The following is a 15,623-nucleotide window of genomic DNA, read 5'->3' as shown; positions in this document are numbered from 1 at the left end:
GAGATAGTCAAGTATTTTCGTGGGCGCGGGCGATGGTCTGGGCAGGGCCTATTTTCCCTTCCTAATCAGCAGGTTGCGCAGACGGCCCGGAGGGGGGCTAGTGGCGGGGCTGGCCGGCTTCGATGCGGCTTACGTAGTCGGCGGCGCGGGCGAGGGCGGCCTGCACCTCCTCGCCGCTCATGTCCTGACGCACCACGTCGCGCAGCACGTCGGCATCCGCGTCTCCGCCCAGCACGGCGACGCTGAGCCAGGCGTAGGATTCCACCGCGTCCTGTTCCACACCCCGTCCCTCGGCATAGACCAGGCCCAGGCCGAACTGGGCGTCCCGGTCGCCCTTCATGGCCTCCTCGCGCAGGGCCTCGGCCAGCTCCGGGTCGTGACGCAGCAGGATCAGGTGACGCAACAACTCAGTGCCGCGGCTCATGGTGGAGTGCTCCGAGACAAGAGCTTTCAGTATAGACGGCGCATCAGATGGGTTCGACCCCGTAGCGCACCCACAGGTGGTGCTCGGCGCCGGGGGCCAGGGTCACCACGTCGTCGGCTGCGTTGGCGCTTTCCACGCACACCATGCGCAGGTAGCCGTCCGGCCCCAAATCACCCATGGCCGCGGCCTTCTCAAGCCACGGGTTCCAGACCACGGTGGAACGGCTGTTCTGCTTGCTGATGCGGATGCGGCGTGCGAACCGCGCATCCTCGATGACGCAGGTGTCCGGCGTGTCGAGGTAGATGCGGTCCACCTCGCGGTCGATGATCACCGGCCCCAGTTGCACCTTGCGCGCGCCGCCGTCCACCTTGTCCAGGTATTCCACCATGTGCAGCCCGTGGATCTTGGCGAAGCGCACATCCCCCACCGCGAAATAGGTATGCAGCGCATCGCCGATGGTGACCGGCGTATCGCCCCGGTTCCAGGTGGCGAGATCCAGGTCCAGCGTGCGGCCGATGACCATTTGCAGCACGAGCTCGGTGTCGTGGGGCCACATGGCGCGCGTGGCCTCCGTGGGAATCAGGCGGAACGCGAGCCAGGTGCCCTCGGCCAGGGCTTTCACACCGATGGGCTCCCAGGGCACGGTGCGGGCGAAGCCGTGTGCCGGAAAGTCCTTCCGGCTGGCATGGGGACCGAACCACGGCCAGCACACGGGCACCCCGCCGCGCACGGACTTGCCGGGAGCGAATTTCGCCTCCGGCGAGGTCCAGATCACGGGCTTTTCGCCCCTAGGCGTCCAGTCGATGAGATGGGCGCCCTGGAGCAGGATGGTGGCGCTGGCGTGCTCGTTGTGCACTTCCACCGCATCCATGCCGCCGGGCCCCGGCTTGAAGCTCACCTGGCCGGCGATACCGAAACGGCGGTTGAGGGCATCCAGATCCTGGCTCATGTCGTGTTTTCTCCTTTCCCATCAGGTGCGGCAGCCTGCCGCGATTGCGAATCCCGCATGCGCGCCGCCAGATGCTCCCAGGGCAGCGCGCGCAGATTTTGCGCCAGCCGGTGCACCGCACCGCTGGCCACCAGTTCCCTGCGTGCCGCCGCGTCCTCCACCCCCTGGGCGGCAAGCAAAATCAGGAGCGCCTCGCACTTGGCCGCCTCCTGCGGCGGCAGCACGTCCGCCGGGCGGGTGTGGAAGGCATCCTCCCCTTCGCCGCACACGCGGTCGAACACGTTGAACAGCCGGCACGCCATGGGCCGCACGGGATGGACGGCACACGCCTCGTCCACCAGGAAGGGGCAACCCGGCAGCGTGCGCCAGTTCGCGAGCTGCTCAGCGACCCGCGTGCGCAGACTGCCCTGCAGCCGCTCCAGCACGAACCAGTACAGGCCCATGAGCTCCAGGGGATAGACCGGAATGTCGGCGTGGGTGCGGCAACAGGCGGCGCACCCCCGCGCGCAGGCGAGACGACGCCCCTGGGCCTCGGCCCGGGCGATGCCGGCCGCCACGGCCGTGTCGATCACGGCCTGGAGACGTTCCAGGGCGGGCAGCCAGGGCGGTCTGGCGCCACTCATTGCTTGAGGACGCATTTCTGGTAAAGGTCCCGCGCGCGGCCGCCGGGGTCGTATTTCCGTTTCAGGGCCTCGTAGGCCGGCCGATTATAAATGCGCCAGAAGGTCTCCGGGTCGTAGTAGGAATCGGAATAGAGGGACTTGATGCCCCCCAGCTCGGCCACCTTCTCCTCGATGAGCCGGTTGTGGTGGCCGGGGGGAAAAGGCTCGCGCCGGCGCACCACGTCCCAGAAACCGAAGTTGACGTAGAGCCGCTCCGGATCCATGGGGAACAGAGTGAAGCGCACGTCCCGGCGCCAGGGTTTCACCGGACAGATCCAGATGGGCAGGATGCCGATGGCACGGTGGAAGAAGTCCAGGAAGGCCGGGGCATTTTCGATGGGAATGTCCACGTCCTGGATCACCGACTCCCGGTGCCGGCCCAGCAGGGCATCGAGCCGGTGAGTCAGGCGCCAGCGGCTGTTGAAGCGCATCACCTTTGTATAGAAGACCGAGTTGAGGCGCTTGCGGCCCAGGAGGCGCCGAATCAGGGGATTCTGGGCACCGAGGTTTTTCGAACACCAGAACCAGTCCGTGTCCCAGCGCCAGATGTAGTCGCGCACGGTGAGATAGTCCTCGCTCCGCGCGAGCAGGCTGCGGTAATAGATCTGCTCGAAGGTATAGTCGCTGGTGTAGGGCGCCTCGTCCACGAAACGGCCGATGCTCATGACATGGGTGTCCGGGGCGAACACCACCCCGTCCAGGAAATCCGCCTCGCCCTGCGCCGCCTGCTCCAGCGCCTGGAAAAAGGTGCGCGCATCGGCATAGCGGTGGTGGGTCACGTGCACGAAGGGCTTGACCGGAACGATCATCGCCGTGAGCTTCAGGGCATAGCCCAGGGTGCCGTAGGAATTGGGAAAGCCGTAGAACAGGTCCCGGTATTCGTTGTCGGGGGTGGCCTCGACGATGCGGCCGTCCGGCAGCAGGATCTCCAGGGCCTGCAGCGTCTCGTGCACCAGCCCGTAGCGGAAGGAGGTGGCCTCGATGCCCACGCCTGCCGCGGCGCCACCGATGGTGATGGATTTGAGCTGGGGCACCACGGTGGGCATGTGGCCGTGGGGCAGCAGCGCGTCCACCAGCTTGACGTAGGGCGTCATGCCCTCCACCTCGACCCGGCCGCCGGCCGTGTCGATGGCGAGCACCTCGTCGAACTGGCGCACGTCGAGACGCTGGCGGGGCACGTCGCGGCGGTCACGGAACAGGTTGGAGGTGTCCTTGGCGAGGGCCAGGGGTGCCTGGGCCGCGCGTATCTGCTCGAGCAGCCGCTCGATCTTTTCGGCGTGGGTCATGGGTAGAGGAAGGCCCGGCTCATGGGATAGTTCTCGCGCGTGATGTTGCCCTTGCTGAACACGATCTGGAACAGGTGGGTGCGGCTGTTCGGGGAGCGGAACATCTCGGCGCAGGACCACAGATAGGTGCGCCAGGTACGGCGGAACCGCTCGTCGAAGCGCTTCGGATCCAGGGCGTGGATGGTCTCCCAGCGGGCATCGAAGCGGCTGGCCCATTCCTCCAGGGTCAGGGCATAGTGCCGGCGCAGATTCTCGATGTCCACCACTTCCAGGCCGCAGGCTTCCATGGCCTGGATGGTCTCGGCCAGACTGGGAATCCAGCCGCCGGGGAAGATGTGCTTGCGGATGTAGAACTCGGTATCGAACACACCCACGTGGCCGATGAAGTGCAGCATCCCAAGACCGCCCGGCTTGAGCGCATCGGCATGGGCACGCACCACCTGGAACAGCTGGTCGCGCCCGGCATGTTCCAGCACGCCGATGGACACCACCTTGTCGTACTGCCCCGGAATCTCCCGGAAATCCGCCTCGATCACGCGGAGCTGGTTGGCCAGACCCCGCCGCCGGATCTCCCCCGCGACCCACTCCACCTGTTCCGTCGTCGTGTTGATGCCCGTGCCCAGGGCACCGAAATGCTGGTAGGCGTGGAACAGGAACCCGCCGAAGCCGCAGCCGATGTCCACGAACTGCTCACCCGGCTGCAGGCGGATCTTGCGCGCCACGTGGTCCATCTTGTTGCGCTGGGCCTCCTCCAGGGACTGGGTGCCCTCCTTCCAGTAGGCGCAGGTGTACATCAAGGCCGGCACATCCAGCCACTGGCTGTAGAAGGCATGCCCGAGGCCATAATGGAACCGGGCGTTGGCCTTGGCGCGGGCCACGGAGCGGTTGCCGAAACGCCATTCGTGCCAGGCATTGCGCAGGCGGTTGAAGCCGGAGGGAGGCGGCGCCATTCCGGCATCCATGCCGATGCGGAAGGCAAGCCTGAAATCGCCCTCCACGTCCACGTCGCCGCAGAAGTAGGATTCCAGCAGGCCCACATGACGGAACAGGGCGGTGCGCCACAGCGCCCGCCGATTGCGCAGCACGATGCTCACCTCGGGTTCGCCGGGCGCGTTCTGGAACGCCGTGCCATCCGGAAAGGACACCCGGAAGCGCACGCCGGTGCGCCGGCCCGCATCACAAAAAAAACGCCTGACGTCCACCCTCACTCCGCCTCGTTCCACAGCCAGGCCGCACCCCGCACGCCACTGGAATCGCCGTGGCGGTTCTGCACCAGGCGCGTGTCCACCCGGTCCGAGAACACATAGGGCTGCCACAGGCGCGGCACGTTCACATAAAGCCGCTCGAGGTTCGACAGGCCGCCGCCCAGCACGATCACGTCCGGGTCCAGCAGGTTGATCACATGGGCCAGCCCCCGGGCCAGCCGCTCCTCGTATTGCGCCAGCGTGGCCTCGCAGCGTTCATCCCCCGCCGCGGCGCGCGCGGCGATGTCGTGGGCGGCGAGCGCCTCGCCCGTGCGTGCCTGATGCAGGCGCGCAAGACCCGGCCCCGACAGCCAGGTCTCGAGACAGCCGTGGCGCCCGCAATAACAGGCCGGTCCCGGCAGCTCGTCGCCCCGGGGCCAGGGCAGCGGGTTGTGGCCCCATTCGCCGGCGATGGCATTGGGGCCGGTGAGCAGGCGGCCATGCACCACGATGCCGGCACCGGTGCCGGTGCCGAGGATCACCCCGAACACCACCGGCGCCCCCGCCGCTGCGCCGTCGGTGGTCTCGGACAGGGCGAAACAGTTGGCATCGTTTTCGATGCGCACCGGCCGCGCCAAAAGCCGCTCCAGGTCTTCCTTCAGCGGCTGGCCGTTGAGCCACACCGAATTGGAATTGCGCAGCCGCCCCGTGACCCGCGACAGGGCGCCGGGCGTGCCGATGCCCACGCTGCCCCGCACCCCGAGCGCCGCCTCCGCACCCTGCACCAGATCCGCGATGGCCGCAAGAGTCGCTCCATAATCCCCGCGGGGCGTGGGCACCCGGCGGCGCAGGCACACCTGCCCGGCCTGATCCAGGGCGATGATCTCGATCTTGGTGCCGCCCAGATCGATGCCCAGCCGCATGTCAGCGCCCCGGCGCGGCGGTGAGGGAGCCCTCCTCCGGATCGATCTCGCACTGCCCCGCCACGCAGGCGAACTCCTTCGCGCCCTTGGTGGTGTCCTCCTTCTCGTACACCACGATGTGGGAAAAATCGATACGCGGCAGACTGGCCACGCGCCGCTCGTATTCCTCGGCGCTGATTTCCTCATAGGGCGCGAGTTCGTACACCGTGTCCGAGCGGGGCAGGAAGGACAGTCCCCCGAGGATGTCCCAGTTCTCGTACAGCCAGTCGGCCGTGGCGATCCATTCGTCCGGCGCCACCGAGATGGTCACGGAAGGGTTGTGCTCGGTGTAGTGGAGCTTGACCGTCTTCCAGAATTCCAGCTGCTGCAGGGCCGTGAGATCGTTGCGGGTGATGCAGCCCTCCGGCGCCTTGACCGGAAATTCGAGCACGAAGCTGGTGGCCGAGGCTTCCAGCTGCCCCACTTCCGGATGGTAGGGAAACTTCTGCTCCTTGAGCATGGTGAACAGGGGATCGGTGGCGGAAATGCGGATGCGGCGCAGGTAGTAGCGCGCATAGCGGGGATGCATGCCGGAGGCGGAATCCACCAGCTGGGACACCGTGCCCGAGGGCTTGACGCAGGTCACCGCGGTGGATGCATTGATGCCGAACCGGGCCGCATATTCGGCATTAATGGCTACCGCCAGCTCGCGCAGGCGCTCCAGCACGGCCGGATCCCGTGCCGCCGCACAGTCCCACATGCCCGTGATGGAAACCCCCAGGAGCCGCTCCTCCTCGCAGTTCCTGCGCCACTCGTCGGAGATATAGGGGAAATAAGTGAGGGATGCCTGGTAGGTGCCCAGGATGGTGGCCAGCCGCATCTTGCGCGCCAGGGTTTCCGGCGTGTCCTCCGCGCGCGCCACCACCTCGGTCAGGTTGCAGAACTGCTTGGAACGCAGAATGATCTCGCCGCAGGGGTTGGTGCCGCTCTTGGGCCAGTAGGGTTCGAAGGACGGCCAGCGCCGTGCCGGCAGCTGTCTGGGCAGGCCGCCCCGGTTGAACAGGCCGCGCTCGCCACTGCCGCTTTTGGCCAGGGCCAGCCATTCCTCCAGGAAATCCACCGCGCGGGGACGGGCCTCATAGACCGCGGAATTGTTGGCCATGGCGCGCTGGGGATTGGTGATGTAGAAATAGCCGCTCTTGGCACTGCGCAGCTCGTCGTCGTCGAAATCCGACAGGGAAATCAAGGCCGAGCGGCGCACGCCGCCCATCTCCACCACCTCGCCGATCTTGCAGATGATGTCGTGCACGTCCAGATTGGACAGCCGCTTGCCCTGGTTGGCGAGGATCTTGGCGCGCGCGAACTCGAGCAGGGCCTTGAGGGGCCCGGGGCCGGAACTGCGCCCGCCCATGGTATGCAGCCGCGCCCCGGCCGGCCGCACCCGGGAAAAATCGAAACGGATGTCCTTGCCCTCGTACCAGGTCCTGAGGCCCAGCTTGAGGGCGTCGCCCCAGCCCTCCTTGCTGTCGGCCACCACATGGGTGGGCAGCATCTCGCCGGTCTGCCGGCGGATGATGGGCAGAAGCTGCACGTTCTGGCTTTCCACGGAGAAGCCCACGCCCACGCCGCACATGAGCAGGAACATGATCTCGGCGAAATCGTCCAGTTGGGTGGGCGCAATGAAGGAGCAGTTGTAGGCGGCGGCATTGTTGTTGCGCGCCGCCTTGCCCGCAGACCAGAGCAGGCGCATGGAAGGCATGACCTGCTGGGTGAGGATGGCCTCGCGCAGCTCCGCGTATTCCGCCGGCGCGAGCCGGTCACCGAGTTTTTCCCGCATGAAGGCCATGTAGCGGTCCACGGTCTCGATCCAGGTCTCGCGCCGGCCCTCCTCGTCGATCCAGCGGGAATAGGTGCGGTAGTAGATGAACTCCGAGAGAGGGTTGCGGAAATAGCGCTTGCTCTCCGCCGCCAGCCGGCGCACGTGCTCCGGCACTTCCTTCACCTTTTCGCGGATGCGTGCCCGTTCGTGGCGGTAGAGGATGTAGGCCTTGGCCGTCCGGGGAAAGTCGAGCAGGATCAGGGACTCCTCCACCTGGTCCTGGATTTCCTCCACATGGGGAATGTGGGTGGGCGGAAAACGTTCCGCCAGGGCCCTGAGCACCGCTTGGGCCACTCGTTGGGGGTCGCGCTCCAGGTCACCCTCGCCCGCCGCCTCCATGGCGCGGCGCACGGCATTGACGATACGCTGGGGATCGAAGGGCACGACGCGGCCATCGCGCTTGCGGGTCTGACTGAAGGGCAGGGATTCCATGAACGATTGCTCCGCGGCAGACACTGCACCCTATGCTAGCACGCGCGCCCGCCCTGCCTAAGCCCCGGAAATCGCGCTAGACTTCGCCTGCGGCGCAGGGTCGCCCAGGAGGAAACAATGAATCTCGAAAAAGTCGTGTTCGCGTTCTTCATCGTGCTTGCCCTCACCCTGAACTTCGGCTTCTACGTGGGCGAGATCGACAACCCGACGCATCACAGCATCTATGAGCTGTACGCGGCCCTGGTGGTGAACCTCATCGCCACGGTGCTCAAGCTGGGCGACCGCACCCATCTCGGCGCGGTGCTGCTGGCCACCAGCCTGGTGGCGGATCTCCAGCTCATTGCCGCGGCGGTGGTCTGGGCCTACGCCGAACACATCCATGCCGGCGGCCTGACACCGCATCTCATGGCCGCCATCGTCTCCCTCTCGGGCGGCGCGCTGCTGGCCAACTTTACCTCAGTGGTCCTGTTCATCGCCGAGACCCTGGCCATCCGCCGCTGACGCAGGCGCGCCATGCACAACGCCCTGTTCCTGCTGCTGCGCCGGCTGCGCACGCCGCTTACGCTGCTGATCCTGGTCTATGCCGTGGCGGTGGTGGGACTGGTGCTGATCCCGGGGGTGGACGAACAGGGCCGCCCGTGGCGCATGAGTTTCTTCCACGCCTTCTATGTGGTGAGCTATACCGCCACCACCATCGGTTTCGGCGAACTGCCCCATCTGTTCACGGACGCCCAGCGCATGTGGCTCACCGGTACCATCTATGCCTCAGTGGTGGTCTGGCTCTATGCCATCGGCGGACTGCTCGCCACCCTGCAGGATCCCGCCTTTCGGCTGATCCGGGTGGAAAACGCCTTCACCCGTGCTGTGCGCCGTCTGCACGAGCCGTTCTACCTGGTGTGCGGCTACGGCGACACCGGAGCAATGCTGGTGCGCGCCCTCGCGGATTCCGGCATACAGGCGGTGGTGCTGGACATCGACCCCGAGCGCATCGCCGCCCTGGAGCTGGAAGAGCTGCCCATGGTGGTGCCGGGCCTGCGCGGCGACGCCGCCCAACCGGCAGTGCTCTTGCGTGCGGGCCTGGAGCACCCCCAGTGCCGGGGGGTGATCGCCCTGACCAACCGGGACGAGGTCAATCTCAAGGTGGCCATCACCGTCAAGCTGTTGCGCCCGCGGCTCGTTACCATCTGCCGCGCCGACACCATGGACGTGGCGGCCAACATGGCCTCCTTCGGCACCGACCACATCATCAATGCCTTCAACACCTTCGCCGGGCGCCTGGCGATGGCCCTGCACTCGCCCGGCATGTATCTGCTCTACGAGTGGATGACCGCGGCACCCCACGAACCCCTGCGCGAACCCATCTTCCCGCCGGTGGGACGCTGGATCCTGTGCGGCTACGGACGTTTCGGCAAGGCGGTCCATGCCCGTCTCACGCGGGAGGGTGTGGTGGCCACCGTGGTGGAGGCCGATCCGGCACGCACCCAGCCGCCCGCGGGCACCATCGTCGGCCGCGGCACCGAGGCGGACACCCTGGAGCAGGCCGGTATCCGCGAAGCCGTGGGCATCGTGGCAGGCACGGACAACGACGCCAACAACCTCTCCATCATCATGACGGCGCGCGAGCTCAATCCGCGTCTGTTCATGGTGGCGCGCCAGAACGAAACCCAAAACGACGCCCTGTTCCGCGCCGCGCACCTGGATCTGCTCATGCAGCGCTCCAGCGTCATCGCCCACAAGATCTTCGCCCTGCTCACCACGCCGCTGCTCACCGAATTCCTGGAACTCGCACGCAAGCAGGGCAACGAGTGGGCCAATCAGCTGGTGGCACGGCTCGGCGGCATCGTCGGCGAGGAGGCCCCCGAGACTTGGGGCGTGACCATCACTCCTCTGGAAGCACCGGCCATCTATGCCGGACTGGCAGCCGGCATCCCGGTGACGGTGGGCGATCTGTGGCGCGATCCGCGCAACCGGGAGGAGCGCCTGCCCGGCATCGCCCTGCTGCTCAAGCGCGGGGACACGGAAATCCTGCTGCCGGACGACACCCTGGCCCTGGCCCAGGGCGACCAGCTGCTCATGGCGGGACGCGTCGAGGCGCGGCGCCAGCTGTCGTGGATCGAGCGCAACCACAACAGCTTCGCCTATGTGGTCACCGGCGTGGAGCGGCCCGCCGGCTATGTGTGGGAGTTGCTGGGGCAGCGCCTGTTCAGGCGCCAGCCGCGCTCACCGTGACGGCATCCCCCGCGCGCACCGCGGCCAGCGCCCGCACGTCGCCTTCGGCATCGGCCCAGACATTGCAGCGCGTGACCAGCCGGATTTCGTCCCCGTGGGAGATGGGTGTGGGGCCGAAGCCGATGGCAATGGCCTGACCCTGCACCCAGAAGGCGATCTCGCCGGGCTTGAGGATCTGGCGCGCATCCTTTTCTAGGGCAACGCTCACCGGCACGGAGAAGTAGACCTCCTCACCCCAGGTCTGGGCGCTCGCGGACAGGGGCAGGGCGGCCCAGATGACATCGGCGGTGGGCGTGTCACGCAGACGCGCCGTGAGCGTCACACTGCCAGCCTGGATACGTATCCTGCGCATGACCTGCCTCAGACAAAAAAGCCGGGACGTACCCGGCTTTTCCCAGTCTCCCCGGGGCGGCCTTCAGGCCACCGCCTCGGGCTCCTCGGCGAACAAAAGCTTCACTTGGCCCTGCTCGTCCACGTCCACCGTCACCTTGCCGCCATTGGCCAGCCGGCCGAACAGCAGCTCGTCCGCCAGCGCCTTGCGGATGGTGTCCTGGATCAGGCGCGCCATGGGCCGCGCCCCCATCAGGGGGTCGAAGCCGCGTGCGGCGAGATGCTCGCGCAACGCCTCGGTGAAGGTCGCCTCCACTTTTTTCTCGTGGAGCTGCGACTCCAGCTGCATCAGGAACTTGTCCACCACGCGCAGGATGATCTCCTTGGTGAGGGGCTTGAAGGAGATGATGGCATCCAGGCGGTTGCGGAACTCCGGCGAGAACAGACGCTTGATTTCCGCCATCTCGTCGCCCGCCTTGGCGGGCTGGGCGAAGCCGATGCCGGACTTGTTAAGCGCCTCGGCCCCCGCATTGGTGGTCATGATGATCACCACGTTGCGGAAATCCGCCTTGCGCCCGTTGTTGTCGGTGAGCGTGCCGTGGTCCATCACCTGCAGCAGGATGTTGAAGATGTCCGGATGGGCCTTCTCGATCTCATCCAGCAGCAGCACCGAATAGGGATGCTTGGTGATGGCTTCCGTGAGCAGCCCGCCCTGATCGAAGCCCACATAGCCCGGGGGCGCGCCGATCAGACGGGACACCGCATGGCGCTCCATGTACTCCGACATGTCGAAGCGGATCAACTCGATGCCCAGGATGTAGGCGAGCTGGCGCGCCACCTCGGTCTTGCCCACGCCGGTGGGGCCCGAGAACAGGAAGCTGCCGATGGGCTTCTGGGGATTGCCCAAGCCGCTGCGCGCCATCTTGATGGCCGAGGCCAGGGCATCGATCGCCTCGTCCTGGCCGAACACCACGGATTTCAGATCCCGGTCCAGGTTCCTCAGGGCGTTGCGGTCGTCGGAGGACACGTTCTTCGGCGGGATACGCGCGATCTTGGCGACGATCTCCTCGATTTCCTTGGGCGTGATGGTCTTCTTCTGCTTGGACTTGGGCAGAATCCGCTGCGCCGCCCCTGCCTCGTCGATCACGTCGATGGCCTTGTCGGGCAGGTGCCGGTCATTGATGAACTTGGCCGACAGCTCCGCCGCCGTGGTGAGCGCCGCGGCGGTGTATTTCACGCCATGATGGCTCTCGAAGCGCGATTTCAGCCCGCGCAGGATTTCCACCGTCTCTGCCACCGAGGGTTCGGGCACGTCGATCTTCTGGAAGCGCCGCGACAGGGCGTGGTCCTTCTCGAAGATGCCCCGATACTCGTTGTAGGTGGTGGCACCGATGCACTTGAGCTGGCCGGAGCTCAGGGCGGGCTTGAGCAGGTTGGAGGCATCCAGGGTGCCGCCGGAAGCCGCCCCCGCGCCGATCAGGGTATGGATCTCGTCAATGAACAGGATGGCCCGCTGGTTGTCCACCAGATGCTTGAGCACCGCCTTGAGGCGCTGCTCGAAGTCGCCCCGGTACTTGGTGCCCGCCAGGAGGGCTCCCATGTCCAGCGCATAGACCACGGAATTCTTGAGCACGTCCGGCACGTTGCCTTCGACGATGCGCCGCGCGAGCCCCTCGGCGATGGCCGTCTTGCCCACCCCGGCTTCGCCCACCAGCAGCGGGTTGTTCTTGCGCCGGCGGCACAGGGTCTGGATCACCCGCTCCAGCTCCAGCTCGCGGCCGATCAGGGGATCGATCTTGCCCATCAGGGCCTGGGCGTTGAGGTTCTGGGTGAAATTCTCCAGGGCACCGGAGGGCTGCTGCTCCTGGTCGTGCTCGGGCTCGCCGCTGCCTTCCGGCGCTGACTTGTTGGCCCCGTCCTGGACCTTGCTGATGCCGTGGGAGATATAGTTGACCACGTCGAGCCGGGTCACGCCCTGCTGGTGCAGGAAGTACACGGCATGGGAATCCTTCTCGCCGAAGATGGCCACCAGCACGTTGGCGCCGGTGACCTCCTTCTTGCCGGAGGACTGCACGTGCAGGATGGCGCGCTGGATCACGCGCTGGAAGCCCAGGGTGGGCTGGGTATCCACCTCGCCGGTGCCGCCCACCACGGGCGTGTGCTGGTGCACGAAGTCCGTGAGCGCCTTGCGCAGCGCCTCGATGTTGGCACCGCAGGCGCGCAGCACCTGCGCCGCGGAGGGATTGTCCAGCATGGCCAGCAGCAGATGCTCCACGGTGATGAATTCATGGCGCTTCTGCCGGGCCTCGACAAAAGCCATGTGGAGGGAAACTTCGAGTTCCTGAGAGATCATGTGGCTACCCTGCTGCGTCAGGTTTCTTCCATCACACACTGCAACGGGTGCTGATGCCGCCTTGCGAAGGAGACTACCAGATCGACCTTCGTTGCCGCAATATCCTTGGGAAAGACCCCGCACACGCCGAGCCCTTCCCTGTGGACTTTGAGCATCACCTGCGTGGCCCGTTCCCGGTCCATGTGAAAAAACCGCTGGAGGACCAGGACCACGAAGTCCATGGGTGTGTAATCGTCATTGAGGAGGATGACTTTATAGAGAGGCGGGGGTTTGACCCGGCTCTCTTCCACCTCCCGAACCGGAGTGAGTTGATCGTCCAATGCCATGGTAACCTGCCTCGACAGCCTATTAATTTGGACTCCTGCCGGGCTTTTTTCAAGCCTCGCGCATCCCTGGCCGCAGGGCGGATTTCCGGGGCGCATCCGGGCCTGCCGCCGGCCCTTGACTTCCGGAAATGACGGGCGCAAACTGGCCGCGGTCTTTGACTTTGAAGGAATTCCGGCGGTGTGGCCGCTGCGCCTTTGGAGCAAATTGGTGGGATTGACCGTCCGTTCTTGAGTTAAGGAAACAGCAGCATGGCAACTGGCACCGTCAAATGGTTCAACGACGCTAAAGGTTACGGGTTCATCACGCCGGACGACGGGGGGGACGACCTGTTCGCCCACTTCTCCGCCATCCAGGTCCAGGGCTTCAAGAGCCTGAAGGAAGGCCAGAAGGTCCAGTACGACGTGACCCAGGGCCCGAAGGGCAAGCAGGCCTCCAATATCCGGCCCGCCTGATCCGCGACACCCCATTCCAGGCCATCTCCGCTCCCGCGGGGATGGCCTTTTTCATTGGAGCGGACGCGGCCGCCCCACAAAAAAGCCGGCTTGCGCCGGCTTTTTCCCCCCTCAGAGCAGGGGCACGATCAAGAGGGCGACGATGTTGATGATCTTGATGAGGGGGTTGATGGCAGGCCCGGCGGTGTCCTTGTAGGGATCCCCCACGGTATCGCCGGTCACCGCCGCCTTGTGGGCGTCCGAGCCCTTGCCCCCGTAGTTCCCCTCCTCGATGTATTTCTTGGCATTGTCCCAGGCACCACCGCCGGTGGTCATGGAAATGGCGACGAAGATGCCGGTGACGATGGAGCCCAGGAGCACCCCGCCCAGGGCCTTGGTCCCGGCCCCCGGCCCCATGAGCCAGCCCATGACCACGGCCACCGCAATGGGCACCAGGATGGGCAGCAGGGATGGCGCGATCATCTCGCGGATGGCGGCCCGGGTGAGCATGTCCACTGCCCGCGAATAGTCCGGTTTGGCCCGCCCTTCCATGATGCCCGGTATCTCCCGGAACTGGCGGCGCACCTCCACCACCACGCTGCCGGCGGCCCGGCCCACCGCCTCCATGCCCATGGCACCGAACAGATAGGGCACCATGCCGCCAACGAACAGGCCGATGATCACGGCGGGGTCGGCCAGGGAGAATTCCACCAGCTTACCCCCCGCCTCCAGGGTGTGGGTGTAGTCGGCGAACAGCACCAGCGCCGCCAGGCCGGCGGAGCCGATGGCATAACCCTTGGTCACCGCCTTGGTCGTGTTGCCCACCGCATCCAGGGGGTCGGTGATGTTGCGGATGGCCTCCGGCAGTTCCGCCATTTCCGCAATGCCGCCGGCGTTGTCGGTGATGGGGCCGTAGGCGTCCAGGGCGACGATGATGCCGGTCATGGAGAGCATGGCCGTGGCGGCCACGGCAATGCCATACAGGCCCGCCAGCTGGTGGGACGCCGCGATGGCCAGGCACACGGCCAGCACCGGCAGGGCGGTGGCGCGCATGGAGACCCCCAGGCCGGCGATGATGTTGGTGCCGTGTCCTGTGGTGGAGGCCTCGGCGATGTGGCGCACGGGGGAATATTCCGTGGCGGTGTAGTACTCCGTGATGACCACCATGGCGGCGGTGAGCGCCAGGCCGATCAGGGCTGCGAGATACAGGTTGATGGCAGGCAGGGTGGTGCCGTCGGCCAGGCCGAGGCCGGCTCCGAACATCCAGGTGGTGACCGGGTAGAAGGCGATCACCGCGATCGCCCCCGCCACGATCAGGCCCCGGTACAGGGCATTCATGATCTTGCCGCCTTCGCGGGCCCGGACGAAGAAGGTGCCGATGATGGAGGCAATGATGGAAACGCCCCCCAGTACCAGCGGATAGGCCACCGCCTGGACGGTATGGGTACCGGCCGCCATCAGCCCCCCCAAGAGCATGGTGGCGATGATGGTCACCGCGTAGGTCTCGAACAGATCGGCGGCCATGCCCGCGCAGTCGCCCACATTGTCGCCCACGTTGTCGGCGATCACCGCCGGGTTGCGCGGATCGTCCTCGGGAATGCCCGCTTCCACCTTGCCCACCAGGTCGGCCCCCACATCGGCCCCCTTGGTGAAGATGCCGCCCCCCAGCCGGGCGAAGATGGAGATGAGCGAGCCGCCAAAGCCCAGTCCCACCAGGGCGTGCACGGCGGAGGTGGTCTCCATGCCCATGGCCGTGAGCACTGCGTAGTAGCCCGCGACACCGAGCAGGCCCAGCCCCACCACCAAAAGACCCGTGATGGCCCCGCCCCGGAAGGCCACGTTGAGGGCGGCATCGAGTCCACGTCCCGCGGCCTCGGCGGTGCGCACGTTGGCGCGCACCGAGATGTTCATGCCGATGAAGCCCGCAGCGCCCGAGAGGATGGCCCCCAGGGCGAAGCCCACCGCGGTGGACAGGTGCAGAAAGACGGCGATGAGCAGGAACAGCACGACGCCCACCAGGGCGATGGTGGTGTACTGGCGCCTGAGATAGGCCTGGGCGCCCTCCTGCACTGCGCCTGCGATGGCGCGCATGCGCTCGTTGCCGGCGGGCAGTCCGAGAATCCAGCGTATGGACACCACCCCGTACAGGATGGCCAACGCCGCGCACACCAGCGAAAACATCAGCTCCTGGGACATGCTGCCTCCTCCTTTGTCGTCGTTGTTCCGGCCTGCTTC

General features: G+C 66.4%; 14 protein-coding genes. 3 read left to right on the top strand and 11 right to left on the bottom strand.

Translation table 11 applies throughout. The features are described 5' to 3' along the window. Positions 1-97 precede the first annotated feature (97 nt). The 7 genes from ACZ42P_RS12795 to ACZ42P_RS12765 are packed head-to-tail and all read right to left on the bottom strand — an operon-like array spanning position 98 to position 7,718. On the bottom strand, positions 98-424 hold the full coding sequence (locus ACZ42P_RS12795; protein WP_464897921.1) for a hypothetical protein: 327 nt from the start codon (positions 422-424) through the stop codon (positions 98-100). Between the two features lie 43 nt (positions 425-467). Beyond that, the gene (locus ACZ42P_RS12790; protein WP_464897920.1) at positions 468-1,373 is read right to left on the bottom strand and encodes a D-hexose-6-phosphate mutarotase; all 906 of its coding nucleotides are present in this window, start codon (positions 1,371-1,373) and stop codon (positions 468-470) included. Next, positions 1,370-1,996, bottom strand: coding sequence for a YkgJ family cysteine cluster protein (locus tag ACZ42P_RS12785; RefSeq protein ID WP_464897919.1), 627 nt, complete (start codon positions 1,994-1,996; stop codon positions 1,370-1,372). The genes ACZ42P_RS12790 and ACZ42P_RS12785 overlap by 4 nt, the downstream gene beginning before the upstream one ends. Beyond that, entirely contained in the window at positions 1,993-3,321 is a 1,329-nt protein-coding gene (locus ACZ42P_RS12780) for an FAD-binding oxidoreductase (protein ID WP_464897918.1), read from the bottom strand. Before ACZ42P_RS12780 ends, ACZ42P_RS12785 begins: the two co-directional genes overlap by 4 nt. Beyond that, positions 3,318-4,523, bottom strand: coding sequence for a class I SAM-dependent methyltransferase (locus tag ACZ42P_RS12775; RefSeq protein WP_464897917.1), 1,206 nt, complete (start codon positions 4,521-4,523; stop codon positions 3,318-3,320). Before ACZ42P_RS12775 ends, ACZ42P_RS12780 begins: the two co-directional genes overlap by 4 nt. A gap of 2 nt (positions 4,524-4,525) precedes the next feature. Then, positions 4,526-5,428 (bottom strand): ROK family protein, encoded by a 903-nt coding sequence (locus tag ACZ42P_RS12770; protein WP_464897916.1) that lies wholly within the window; start codon positions 5,426-5,428, stop codon positions 4,526-4,528. Position 5,429: 1 nt separating this feature from the next. Continuing rightward, positions 5,430-7,718 (bottom strand): ATP cone domain-containing protein, encoded by a 2,289-nt coding sequence (locus ACZ42P_RS12765; RefSeq protein WP_464897915.1) that lies wholly within the window; start codon positions 7,716-7,718, stop codon positions 5,430-5,432. Between the two features lie 117 nt (positions 7,719-7,835). Here ACZ42P_RS12765 and ACZ42P_RS12760 point away from each other — a divergent pair, with 117 nt between their 5' ends. Together ACZ42P_RS12760 and ACZ42P_RS12755 are read left to right on the top strand one after the other, a co-directional pair. Next, positions 7,836-8,219: a DUF6394 family protein gene (locus ACZ42P_RS12760; RefSeq protein WP_464897914.1), complete on the top strand. Its 384-nt coding sequence runs from the start codon at positions 7,836-7,838 to the stop codon at positions 8,217-8,219. Between the two features lie 12 nt (positions 8,220-8,231). Further along, complete coding sequence (locus ACZ42P_RS12755) at positions 8,232-9,947, top strand: potassium channel family protein (RefSeq protein WP_464897913.1); 1,716 nt, start codon at positions 8,232-8,234, stop codon at positions 9,945-9,947. Here the strand turns inward: ACZ42P_RS12755 and ACZ42P_RS12750 are convergent. The 3 genes from ACZ42P_RS12750 to clpS form a co-directional block, all read right to left on the bottom strand. Next, complete coding sequence (locus ACZ42P_RS12750; protein ID WP_464897912.1) at positions 9,922-10,299, bottom strand: cyclophilin-like fold protein; 378 nt, start codon at positions 10,297-10,299, stop codon at positions 9,922-9,924. The genes ACZ42P_RS12755 and ACZ42P_RS12750 overlap by 26 nt on opposite strands. 63 nt (positions 10,300-10,362) lie before the next feature. Next, entirely contained in the window at positions 10,363-12,630 is a 2,268-nt protein-coding gene (gene clpA / locus ACZ42P_RS12745) for an ATP-dependent Clp protease ATP-binding subunit ClpA (protein ID WP_464897911.1), read from the bottom strand. 17 nt (positions 12,631-12,647) lie between these two features. Next, positions 12,648-12,956, bottom strand: coding sequence for an ATP-dependent Clp protease adapter ClpS (gene clpS, locus ACZ42P_RS12740; RefSeq protein WP_464897910.1), 309 nt, complete (start codon positions 12,954-12,956; stop codon positions 12,648-12,650). Between the two features lie 249 nt (positions 12,957-13,205). On the opposite strand from clpS, the gene ACZ42P_RS12735 reads away from it, so the two are divergent. Beyond that, on the top strand, positions 13,206-13,409 hold the full coding sequence (locus tag ACZ42P_RS12735) for a cold-shock protein (protein ID WP_464897909.1): 204 nt from the start codon (positions 13,206-13,208) through the stop codon (positions 13,407-13,409). A 111-nt stretch (positions 13,410-13,520) separates the two neighbouring features. Here the strand turns inward: ACZ42P_RS12735 and ACZ42P_RS12730 are convergent, their stop codons facing one another. Beyond that, positions 13,521-15,569: a sodium-translocating pyrophosphatase gene (locus tag ACZ42P_RS12730; protein ID WP_464899412.1), complete on the bottom strand. Its 2,049-nt coding sequence runs from the start codon at positions 15,567-15,569 to the stop codon at positions 13,521-13,523. Positions 15,570-15,623: the final 54 nt, after the last annotated feature.

It is taken from the genome of Thiobacter subterraneus (assembly GCF_055379455.1).
This window is presented reverse-complemented; position numbering and strand designations above follow the sequence as displayed.

What these genes read in the sequence shown, in the direction of transcription:
- ACZ42P_RS12795 (WP_464897921.1), bottom strand. Translation starts at nt 424, where the DNA reads ATGAGCCGCGGCACTGAGTTGTTGCGTCACCTGATCCTGCTGCGTCAC.
- ACZ42P_RS12790 (WP_464897920.1), bottom strand. Translation starts at nt 1,373, where the DNA reads ATGAGCCAGGATCTGGATGCCCTCAACCGCCGTTTCGGTATCGCCGGC.
- ACZ42P_RS12785 (WP_464897919.1), bottom strand. Translation starts at nt 1,996, where the DNA reads ATGAGTGGCGCCAGACCGCCCTGGCTGCCCGCCCTGGAACGTCTCCAG.
- ACZ42P_RS12780 (WP_464897918.1), bottom strand. Translation starts at nt 3,321, where the DNA reads ATGACCCACGCCGAAAAGATCGAGCGGCTGCTCGAGCAGATACGCGCG.
- ACZ42P_RS12770 (WP_464897916.1), bottom strand. Translation starts at nt 5,428, where the DNA reads ATGCGGCTGGGCATCGATCTGGGCGGCACCAAGATCGAGATCATCGCC.
- ACZ42P_RS12765 (WP_464897915.1), bottom strand. Translation starts at nt 7,718, where the DNA reads ATGGAATCCCTGCCCTTCAGTCAGACCCGCAAGCGCGATGGCCGCGTC.
- ACZ42P_RS12760 (WP_464897914.1), top strand. Translation starts at nt 7,836, where the DNA reads ATGAATCTCGAAAAAGTCGTGTTCGCGTTCTTCATCGTGCTTGCCCTC.
- ACZ42P_RS12755 (WP_464897913.1), top strand. Translation starts at nt 8,232, where the DNA reads ATGCACAACGCCCTGTTCCTGCTGCTGCGCCGGCTGCGCACGCCGCTT.
- ACZ42P_RS12750 (WP_464897912.1), bottom strand. Translation starts at nt 10,299, where the DNA reads ATGCGCAGGATACGTATCCAGGCTGGCAGTGTGACGCTCACGGCGCGT.
- clpA (WP_464897911.1), bottom strand. Translation starts at nt 12,630, where the DNA reads ATGATCTCTCAGGAACTCGAAGTTTCCCTCCACATGGCTTTTGTCGAG.
- clpS (WP_464897910.1), bottom strand. Translation starts at nt 12,956, where the DNA reads ATGGCATTGGACGATCAACTCACTCCGGTTCGGGAGGTGGAAGAGAGC.
- ACZ42P_RS12735 (WP_464897909.1), top strand. Translation starts at nt 13,206, where the DNA reads ATGGCAACTGGCACCGTCAAATGGTTCAACGACGCTAAAGGTTACGGG.
- ACZ42P_RS12730 (WP_464899412.1), bottom strand. Translation starts at nt 15,569, where the DNA reads ATGTTTTCGCTGGTGTGCGCGGCGTTGGCCATCCTGTACGGGGTGGTG.